General features: G+C 39.2%; 9 protein-coding genes and 1 pseudogene. 4 read left to right on the plus strand and 6 right to left on the minus strand.

Features of this window, described 5'->3' with window-relative positions; genetic code table 11:
• Positions 1–128: 128 nt before the first annotated feature.
• The 4 genes and pseudogenes from FTV03_RS15740 to msrB all read right to left on the minus strand — a co-directional run.
• Positions 129–1,013: pseudogene (locus FTV03_RS15740) on the minus strand (TonB-dependent receptor plug domain-containing protein); the annotation flags it as partial.
• Positions 1,014–1,333: 320 nt separating this feature from the next.
• Entirely contained in the window at positions 1,334–1,855 is a 522-nt protein-coding gene (locus tag FTV03_RS15745) for an energy transducer TonB (protein WP_180042111.1), read from the minus strand.
• Between the two features lie 102 nt (positions 1,856–1,957).
• The gene (locus FTV03_RS15750) at positions 1,958–2,446 is read right to left on the minus strand and encodes a glutathione peroxidase (protein ID WP_078189057.1); all 489 of its coding nucleotides are present in this window, start codon (positions 2,444–2,446) and stop codon (positions 1,958–1,960) included.
• Positions 2,443–2,862 carry a peptide-methionine (R)-S-oxide reductase MsrB gene (gene msrB, locus FTV03_RS15755; RefSeq protein ID WP_078189058.1) on the minus strand — a complete coding sequence of 140 codons (420 nt, stop codon included), beginning with the start codon at positions 2,860–2,862 and terminating at the stop codon, positions 2,443–2,445. The genes FTV03_RS15750 and msrB overlap by 4 nt, the downstream gene beginning before the upstream one ends.
• Before the next feature lie 228 nt (positions 2,863–3,090).
• Here msrB and FTV03_RS15760 point away from each other — a divergent pair, with 228 nt between their 5' ends.
• Both FTV03_RS15760 and FTV03_RS15765 read left to right on the plus strand, forming a co-directional pair.
• On the plus strand, positions 3,091–4,521 hold the full coding sequence (locus FTV03_RS15760) for a pyridoxal phosphate-dependent aminotransferase (RefSeq protein ID WP_078189059.1): 1,431 nt from the start codon (positions 3,091–3,093) through the stop codon (positions 4,519–4,521).
• A 230-nt stretch (positions 4,522–4,751) separates the two neighbouring features.
• Positions 4,752–5,927: a YbfB/YjiJ family MFS transporter gene (locus FTV03_RS15765; protein WP_180042113.1), complete on the plus strand. Its 1,176-nt coding sequence runs from the start codon at positions 4,752–4,754 to the stop codon at positions 5,925–5,927.
• Between the two features lie 296 nt (positions 5,928–6,223).
• Here FTV03_RS15765 and FTV03_RS15770 read toward each other — a convergent pair whose 3' ends face one another.
• Both FTV03_RS15770 and icd read right to left on the minus strand, forming a co-directional pair.
• On the minus strand, positions 6,224–6,412 hold the full coding sequence (locus FTV03_RS15770) for a hypothetical protein (RefSeq protein WP_180042115.1): 189 nt from the start codon (positions 6,410–6,412) through the stop codon (positions 6,224–6,226).
• Between the two features lie 405 nt (positions 6,413–6,817).
• A complete protein-coding gene (icd, locus tag FTV03_RS15775; protein WP_180004095.1) occupies positions 6,818–8,071 on the minus strand; it encodes an NADP-dependent isocitrate dehydrogenase in 1,254 nt (417 codons plus the stop codon).
• Positions 8,072–8,260: 189 nt separating this feature from the next.
• Here icd and FTV03_RS15780 point away from each other — a divergent pair, with 189 nt between their 5' ends.
• Both FTV03_RS15780 and FTV03_RS15785 read left to right on the plus strand, forming a co-directional pair.
• Positions 8,261–9,049, plus strand: coding sequence for an rRNA large subunit pseudouridine synthase E (locus tag FTV03_RS15780; RefSeq protein WP_180042117.1), 789 nt, complete (start codon positions 8,261–8,263; stop codon positions 9,047–9,049).
• Positions 9,050–9,190: 141 nt separating this feature from the next.
• Entirely contained in the window at positions 9,191–10,228 is a 1,038-nt protein-coding gene (locus FTV03_RS15785) for an ELM1/GtrOC1 family putative glycosyltransferase (RefSeq protein WP_180042119.1), read from the plus strand.
• Positions 10,229–10,320: the final 92 nt, after the last annotated feature.

The following is a 10,320-nucleotide window of genomic DNA, read 5'->3' on the forward strand; positions in this document are numbered from 1 at the left end:
AGTTGTATGAGGGATAAGGGCAAATTGTAGGTTTTATCTCAGGTTCAAATTTAAGATTTTAGCAGCACTCCAAACTCTACAATTTGCGTATAGTGGTAGCTAATCACTATATCAATCAAGATACAAGCAGCACTCGGAAGCTGTGTAACCGCATTGGTTAAACGTAAACTTGGTCGATTTTCTGAAAGGCGGTTATTGTTATATCCCAAATCACCAGATAGGCGGAGACGATCTCCTTTGTAATCCGCAGCAATCAAAGCCAATCCAAGCGTTTTCTTTTCTTGGTCAATCTCGGTTCCTCCATCATGGTAAGCGGTATTGACCCGCACTCCAAATTGATCATCTGTCCCAAAGCGACATGATACATCCGATGCCACATAGGCACCATTGAAGTTTGTACCCACCGTCACACGTGTTAATGGATCATTACTGGCACGTTTCGGAAGTAAGTTAATTGAACCACCAATTCCTGTTCCACCTGGGATTGCACCATTTAAAAATGCCGAAGCGCCTTTAAAGACTTCTACCCGCTCAAACAGTTCTGTTGGAATATATTGGCGTGGCAATATGCCATACAGGCCGTTATATGCAGTATCATCAGATGCCAATGTAAAACCACGAATAAAATAGGCTTCTTGAAAGTTCCCATAACCTTTGGCCGTACGCACACCCGCATCTGCTTGTAGCACATCCCCGACGCTTTTCGCTTGGCGGTCTTGAATATATTGCTGGGTATAACTGGTGATATTAAATGGTGTTTCTAAATTTTTCTGATTACCAAAAATACCCACTTTACCACCTGTGGCGACTTGCCCCCCTGCATAAGGCTTCATTAAACCATTTGCAGAAGCATCCGCACTGACGACCACATTAATGGCTTCTAGCGTTTGAACTTCAGTAGTATCGATATTGGCAGCGGGATGTTCCTTTTCAGCGATTTCATTCGCATAAACATATGTGAACCCTTGTGTAGCACACGCCATCATCACACAGAGCTGCTTCATTTTTAACATTGGGAGAATGATCCTAGAAAATACGCCCACATAATAAATGATAATGATTAGCATTTATTCTTTCATTTCATCTTTTACGATGCTTTTTATTTATTACTTTTTATTTTTTAATTGTAATTTTTTATTAAGCTCAACTTAACGAATTACACTCACCTGATTGCCGAAGAGCGATTTCATTCATCAAATACACAAGGATTAAGTAATTTAATTGCCACTCATGAAACTAATCTCCAAACTTCATCTATCAGATGGAAACCCGAAAATTACAGATCATTCGGGGAGCTTAGAACGATAATTAACATGTGCCTTCTGCTATAGGCTTATTGAGGTGGATCAATAGCAAATTCATGCTCAACGGTATAACTGAGATTTTTATCAACCATCGGAATAGGTTCAAGTCGCGCAACCAATAGGGATTTTTGTACTTTTTGATCAAAGCTTTTAGAGCCTGAACTTGCGATGAGTTTTGAACTACCAATGTAGCCTGTTGCAGCAATCACGGTGAGCTGTAGTTTGACAGGATGCTTATACGCTTTCTTCTCAGACGTAGACAGCACATATTGCGGTGCATTTACCCAAGAGACTTCATAGATTTTCGGTTTTACATGTGGATCAATTACATCAGCAACACGTGTAGGTTGATATTCTTCAACAGGTGTTTTTAATAATTTCAATAATGTGTTGACCCGAGCATCTGTCGTGCGGTCTAGATTGCTGGCATCAACAGACGTTTTTGCAGATTCAGAAGCGTTCAAATTGCTATCTGCCCACGCTGTACTCAAACAAACGGGTAAAAAAACCGTTAAAACACAAATTCGACGTTTAACCATCTGCTTAAACAATGTTATGACCTTCAAATAAAGAGCCGTCAGTATAAAACATCCAAAAAAAATAAAGACGCTTTCGCGCCTTTATATCAACCTCAGTTCCGCCAATAATTCACTTTATTTTGACTGAGCCAAAGCTTTTTCAATGTCTTCATTCAATGTTTCAGGCTTGGTCGTGGGTGCATAGCGGTTCAAGACCTGACCATTTTTCCCAATTAAAAACTTCGTAAAATTCCACTTAATGCCATTTCCCAATACGCCTTTCGAGTTATTGGTTAAGTAACGGAAAATCACATGCGCTTCAGGGCCTTTTACATTCACTTTGGCAAACATCGGGAAAGATACGCCATAGTTTTTTTGACAAAACGCGCCAATTTGATCATTCGAACCCGGATCTTGTCCGCCAAATTGGTTGCATGGAAAGCCTAAAACTTCCAAACCTTGATCTTTATATTGTTCGTAAATTTTCTCCAAACCTGCAAATTGCGGAGTAAACCCACATTTGCTGGCTGTATTTACAATTAATAAAACCTTGCCTTCATAATCTGCAAAGGATTTATTACTTCCGTCCAGTAATTCTGCTTCAAACTGGTGAATGGTGGTCATGGATAAGTTTCCTCATCATTTTTTTCTTTTGTTTCTAATTCTAAGGATGCCGAATTAATACAATAACGTAATCCAGTCGGCTGTGGGCCATCAGCAAAAACATGCCCTAAGTGAGCGTCACAATGATGACAAACAATTTCTGTTCTGACCATACCGTGTGTCGTATCTACATTTTCTTCCACCGCAGCAGGTTCAATTGGCTTATAAAAGCTCGGCCAACCACAACCGCTATCGTATTTTGTTTCAGAAGAAAAAAGCGGTTCCCCGCAACAACGACATACATACGTGCCAGCTTGTTTCGTATTCCAATATTTTCCAGTGAAAGCTTGCTCCGTGCCTTTCTGACGCGTTATGCGAAACTCTTCTGGTGACAATTCTCTTTGCCATTCTCTTTCTGTTTTATTGAGTTTTCCCATGATGACGTCCCTTTATATCGTGGTATTTAAAATAGGATAATCCTATATTTACGTCATTCATTCTTAAATTTCTAGTCTTTATTCAACAATTTACAAAATCTATATAATGACCAAAAAAGCAAAAGGTAAGCAAATATAAAATCATGGTAAGCAAAATACCAAATTAAATGCTTTTTTGTGAGCAACTTTAGTGATAATCTTAGCCCTACTCTTGCTCAGGATTAAAAAATGTCGCAGAAAAAGAGCGTAATTTTTAAAAATCTGCTGCCCGTGATCAAACAATATCAACAGGCAGGGTTTACGCATGAAAAAATAGTTGCTTTACTCAGAGACGAACATCATCTCGATTTAGTAACGACCGAGACATTTAAAAGCTATTTATACCGTTATGCAAAAGTGACCTCCACTCTTTCCGAGAATATAAAAATGCCGAATACGTTTAACACCCCCCGCGAAATTAAGAAATCGTCTAAGCTCGAGCATGTTTGCTACGACATTCGCGGACCTGTGTTACGAGCGGCCAATGAGATGGAAGAGGCTGGCCATAAAATTATTAAATTAAATATTGGTAACCCTGCTCCTTTTGGTTTTGAAGCACCTCAAGAAATTATTAACGACGTGGCACTCAACTTGCCAAATGCAATCGGTTATACCGACTCAAAAGGCATCTTCCCTGCGCGTAAAGCGATTTGTCAGTATTATCAACAAAAAGGCATCTTAAACATGCACGTGAATGACGTGTATGTCGGAAATGGCGTATCTGAACTGATTGTGATGGCAATGCAAGGCTTGCTTGATGATGGCGACGAAATGCTAGTGCCTATGCCGGATTATCCGCTTTGGACAGCGGCAGTTAACCTTTCTGGCGGTACTGCTATTCACTATAAATGTGATGAAGAAAATTTCTGGTATCCAGATATTGCCGACATGGAAAGTAAAATCACCCCGAATACTCGCGGTATCGTGGTGATTAATCCGAACAACCCAACAGGTGCGGTTTACCCACGTCATGTGCTTGAGCAAATTGTGGCTCTTGCGAAGAAATACGACTTAATTTTGTTTGCTGATGAAATTTACGACAAGATCGTTTATGACGGTATTGAACATGTTTCTGTTGCGTCATTGGCAGGTGATCAGTTGTGTATTTCTTTCAATGGCTTATCGAAAGCATACCGAATTGCAGGTTACCGTTCGGGCTGGATGGCAATTACAGGCGATAAATCACGTGCGCTCGACTACATTGAAGGTTTAGACATGTTGGCGTCGATGCGTCTGTGTGCCAACCACCAAGCGCAATATGCGATTCAAACAGCTTTAGGCGGTTATCAATCAATTAATGATCTCATCCGTCCGGGCGGCCGTTTATATGAACAACGTAACATTGCTTGGGAAATGTTGAATGATATTCCAGGTGTATCTTGTGTGAAACCAGAGGGTGCAATGTACTGCTTCCCTAAATTGGATCCTGAAATTTACCCAATCCAAGACGATGAGAAATTCATGTTAGATTTCCTCCGTGCTGAAAAAGTGCTTTTGGTTCAAGGTACAGGTTTTAACTGGCCGACACCTGATCATTTCCGTGTGGTGTTCTTGCCTGCTGAAAATGAACTACGTGAAGCACTCACTCGTTTAGGTCGTTTCTTGGCGAAAATGCGTTAATTCATAAGTGCTTTAAAAATAAAAAACCGTACGACGTGTACGGTTTTTTATTACTGTATCTTTAAATTTGACTTCTTACTGTACTCACACCACAGCTATCTTTTTGAATAGTTAAGTTTTTAATAATTTATTTTGAGCTTAGACCTTAGTCAAAACTTTAAGATCTGTTGATTTTTCTATAGCCTATTCATGTTATTTTTTAACCAATCATAAAAATACATGAGTACAGGATGTTCTCTAACAAAATTAAACTGAGCCTATTTCTCTGTCTAAGCATGTGCCTAGGCATCGGGATATTACGTTTTTCCTATACCGCACTCCTCCCTTCAACCCGTGAAGCATTTGGTTGGAGCCCAAGTTTTGCCAGCATCTTAGGCAGTGCCAATTTGCTCGGCTACTTGATCGGTGCATTTTGGGCCATGAAATTACCCCAAAATAAAAGCATGGTGAATTATATCCAACTCGCAGCTATTGCAGGGACACTCAGTTTGCTCAGTTGTGCATTTTCAGGTTTTTCAGAACTTTGGTATAGCACTTGGCGCGTTATTTCAGGGATCAGCGGCGGCTTACTAATGATCCTCTCCCCAAGTGTCGTGGCCCAATGTTCACAGCTTCAAGACCGCTTTAAAATCAACTTTATTGGTTTCAGTGGTATTGGCTTAGGGGTGTTAATGGCAACGCTATTTTTGCCTTACATCCAAGATATTTCGACAATGTGGGCTTGGTTGATTTTGTTTTCTTTTTCAAGCCTGATTTGTATGTTACTCAGCGTGCTTTTGAAGAGTTTTAAATTACAGCTCACAACACTCACCGCGATTCCTGCAGTAGAACATAAAGTCGATGGAATTTTCTATTGTCTCTTAATTGTGTATAGCACCAGTGCATTTGCTTACGTGCCCCATTCATTATTTTGGATTGACTATTTAACTCACACCCTACACCTGAGCCCGATCGGGATCAATTTCAATTGGATTTTATATGGTCTAGGAAGTGCTTTAGGAGCCTTTGCTGCTTACTGCTTGGCACAAAAACTGGGGAATATTAGCGCTCTTAAAATTTTATATAGCAGCTATGTCTTCGCGATTTTTATAGCAATTATTAATATCCATCCACTGTTTACTTTTTTATCTTCTTTTGCTACAGGCTTGCTCAATCCGGCAGTGGTTTTTCTCACCTCGTATACCATTTTGCAAATCTATGGTAGCGCCTATAAAAAGCTCTGGAGTATAGCAACCCTGTGCTTTGCATCTATTCAATTGATCGGTGGTTTAAGCTTTAGCTTCTTACAGAGAATTGGTATTGATTATTCACAACAATTTATTTTGGCAACCTGTGTACTCTGCATTGGAACACTACAGCTCTTTTGGTTCACTCGCACAGCAAAATTGAGCAAAAATCTCATATAGACATGTTACAAGACATTCAACTCAATCCCCCACATAAAGAAAAGACCTACATGAATAGGTCTTTTCTTTTTTGATAGATAGTGGACGGACTAAGCTTTTTTCAGCTTTTTCTTTAATTTTTTCAGAGCAGAATTATGCTTTGAAATTTTGTTCAACCTCGCTTTAATTTCCTTTTTAAGTGATTTGGTTTTCTTAGACAAATTCATCTCTTTCTCGTCTACGTATAAAACTTAAATTTCGTTCAATTAAAAAATCGTTAGACCAAATGAACTTTGACTTACAAAGTCTTTAGTATATTAATGATGTTGTTGACGCTGATTTCGTTGATGCGGCTGTTGTTTCTGTTTCTTTTGTTGGTCTTGTTGCTGCTGTTGCTGTTGCTGTTGCTGTTGCTGTTGCTGTTGCTGTTGCTGTTGCTGTTGCTGATCATTTTGCTGCTGTTGTTGATCAGATTGTTGGTTTTGTTGATGCTGTTTACGAGACATTTCATTTCTCCTTTTCATAACAAGTATCGCAATGTATTTCCACTAGGTGTACTTCTACTAAAGGACAACAACCAATGTACCGCTAATTTTCAAGGATCAAAGCCGATAAATGTTTCGAATTACGTCATTGTAAAATTTCTGGAGAATAATTAATTTGAAATCAATCCCCCCTCTATTTTCTGCATTACTTAAGTTCACTCGAATAGTGTGGTTTTAAACTTTTAGTAACATGACAAGCATGCCAGACCATCTGAATGACTGCGTAAAGTCATCTTTTTATCTCGTTTTTTAATGGTATTGAGAAGCTATGATTCTATGTTATTAAAGTTTAGTCCTAAAAAAGGACTGAATCATTCAGTCCTTTTTATACATCTAGCTTTTTTACACCTAGATTAGCAAATAAACTTAGTCCATATGCTCAATGATGGCTTGTCCAAACTCCGAACAACGTAATAGTTTTGCACCTTGCATGAGTCGTTCAAAATCATAGGTCACCGTTTTGGCTTCAATGGCACCTGCGATCCCTTTAATAATTAGATCTGCCGCTTCAGTCCAGCCCATATTTCGCAGCATCATTTCTGCAGACAGAATAATAGACCCAGGGTTTACTTTGTCTTGACCCGCATATTTAGGTGCAGTGCCATGTGTCGCTTCATAAACTTGTACCGCGCCACCAATATTGGCACCCGGTGCAATACCAATGCCGCCAACTTCAGCCGCCAAAGCATCTGAAATATAGTCACCGTTTAAATTTAGGGTAGCAATGACTGAATAATCGGTCGGACGCATAAGAATCTGCTGTAAAAAAGCGTCCGCGATCGCATCTTTAATCACGATTTCTTTGCCCGTTTTTGGATTTTTTATTTTGACCCAAGGACCACCATCTAGCAATTCACCACCAAAGCGCTCAAGTGCGACTTCATAACCCCACTCTTTAAACGCCCCTTCGGTATATTTCATGATATTACCTTTGTGCACCAAAGTGACATTCGGCTTATCATTATCAATGGCGAATTGAATAGCTTTACGTACCAAACGCTGAGAACCTTCTTTAGATACAGGCTTAATCCCGATACCGCAATTTTCCTCAAAGCGAATCTTAGTGACGCCCATTTCCTCTTTAAGAAATTTGATCATTTTCTTGGCTTCAGGCGAATCTGCTTTCCATTCGATCCCTGCGTAAATATCTTCTGAGTTCTCTCGGAAGATCACCATGTCTGTACGTTCAGGATGCTGAACAGGTGAAGGAACGCCCTTAAACCAACGTACTGGGCGCACACAGACGTAGAGATCTAATTCTTGACGTAGTGCAACATTTAGCGAACGAATGCCACCACCGACAGGCGTCGTTAACGGCCCTTTAATTGAAACCACAAATTCGCGTAAAGCCTCAAAGGTTTCTTCGGGCATATAGGTGCCATAAATTTTATTGGCTTTTTCACCACAATAGACTTCCATCCATTCTATGGCACGTTTTCCACCATAAGCTTTTTGTACTGCGGCATTCACCACGGTTTTCATCACGGGCGTGATATCAACACCTATACCATCGCCTTCAATAAACGGAATAATTGGATTATTGGGAACATTGAATGATAAGTCTGAATTTACTGTAATTTTTGTCCCATCCACTGGAACGACGATCTTCTGATAACCCATTTTTATGATCCTCCCTGAGAAGCGAGTGAAAAAATAATTGCTGTTTGATAAGACTTTTAATTGCGCTTCACGCATAATACTCTAAAGCAAATCTACCTTTTTTGAGATTTAGATGGGAAATAGCTGCATTTCCCTATTGAATAAATCTTAACCAATTTGAATTATTGTATTTAATAGAAGTTATTTCCTATGAAAATCGTCATCTTAAACAAGCCATATGACGTGCTCTCCCAATTCCGTAAAGACGAAGCGCATATGACCATATCTGACTTCGTGGATGATCCTAGTCTACGTATTGCAGGTCGTTTAGATATGGACTCTGAAGGTTTGGTATTTTTAACTGATCATGGTGGTTTAAATCAGTACATTACCAACCCTGAAAATAAAAAGTTCAAAACCTACTTAGTGCAAGTCGATGGTGACATCACAGAAGATGCGCTTGAACAATTGCGTAAAGGCGTTGAGCTGAAAGACGGTATGACTTTGCCAGCCAAGGCCATCAAAGTTCAACAACCTGAATGGTTATGGGAACGTGATCCTCCTGTACGTTTCCGTGCAAACATTCCAACCTCTTGGGTTGAAATCCAAATTTGTGAAGGCCGTAACCGCCAAGTTCGTCGTATGACTTCAGCAGTGGGTTTCCCGACTTTACGTTTAATTCGTACACGTATTGGTGCAATCGATTTAGTTCAATTGGCTTTAGAACCAGGTGAAACCAAAGAAATTGAGCCTTTACTGTACCCTGACTTTCAAAACGTACCTGCAGAAGAACCTTACCGTTCGCGCTCTTATGTGAAAAAACCAGGCGGTACAGGTGGTAAGCCAATGGTTCGTAAGAATAAAGATGGCTCAGTGAAAAAGTCTGGTACAAAACGTATCTGGCAAATGGATGAGAGCGAAAAACCAAAACGCCGTACCAATGGTACAACTCGTCCGAATACTAAAGCCCCTCGTGGCCGCGGTCGTAACGGACGTTGATAAAAAGCTTCAAAAATGGCCTACAATCTACGTAGGCCTTTACATTTTTTTATAAACCTAACAATTATTTAAGATTATTTTCATATTTCGACACTATAATAAGTTATAACAATATAAACGTTGATTATTTGAACTTCAAAAATGAGCAGCACATCTACACACAATAGAAGCAAAGTATTAATTATTCATGACAACCGAATTGGACATTTAAATCCTGCTCTCGCTGTTAGTGAAATGATTGAGAAGCGCTTTTATCTACAATCTGAGCAGTTTGCAATTCCTACTTTACCTAAGCGTACAGTGAGCGTTTTTAAGAAACTGTCTCATTTCCCGAATTTATTTCGCACACTCGGGCGCTTATACTTTAAATTCTTGCCAAGAAATTTAGAGCATACCGACGTTATCGTCTGCTCAGGTATGCCTAATTTAATTTATGCCGCTTATTTATCTCAACGTTTCAATATCCCACTTATTTATGCAGGCGGTACACGTAAATTTAATTGGCGACTTATTGATTGGACTATTACGACGATTCCAGAAGATCATTCTGGTAGACAAATCATTATTCCTACAGGTGCTGTACCTTCTAAAATTACTCGCTTAGCGCATATTCCGTCGAATCATGAAGCATGCCTGTTAATTGGTGGACCGACAAAAGAGTACCCTTTTACCCATCAAGACTTTGAAGAGATGATTCAGCAATTTGTTCAATTCGCAGATCACCATCAAATTCAGGCGTCAGTCGTATGTTCTCGTAGAACACCTGCGTTATCAGAACATGTGATTCAAATGTTAAAAGATAAAAATATTGAGCTTGTGAATACTTATTCTAAAACTTCTATTTGCGATGTGTTAAAGCGAAGTGAATATATTTTTGTTACTGAAGATAGTGCAACGATGTTATCCGAATCAATCCAAACCGGTCGTATTGTGATTTCAATTTGTCGTGAATATTCTGAAAAAGATGAAATTATTCAAAATTATTTAGATCTCGAATTAATACAACGTAAAACTATTGGGCAGATTACTGAAGCTGCATATATCAAGCCAAAATTAAATGCTCAGCATATTGAACAAATCGTGACTCAACAACTTGCAGAAGATTTGAGGGCAAAATCCCAAGAACTAAGCTTTTATAAATGTCATCTTTGTACACGACAAAAAAAGATAACTCATTGAAATAATGGCATAATACTTGTTTTCTGACGACGAATATGATGACACATTTCAATGAGTTACATCTCATCTTAAACAAATATCTAAAGTGGAAC

It is taken from the genome of Acinetobacter sp. YH12218, assembly GCF_013417925.1.
GTDB classification, from domain to species: Bacteria; Pseudomonadota; Gammaproteobacteria; order Pseudomonadales; family Moraxellaceae; genus Acinetobacter; species Acinetobacter amyesii.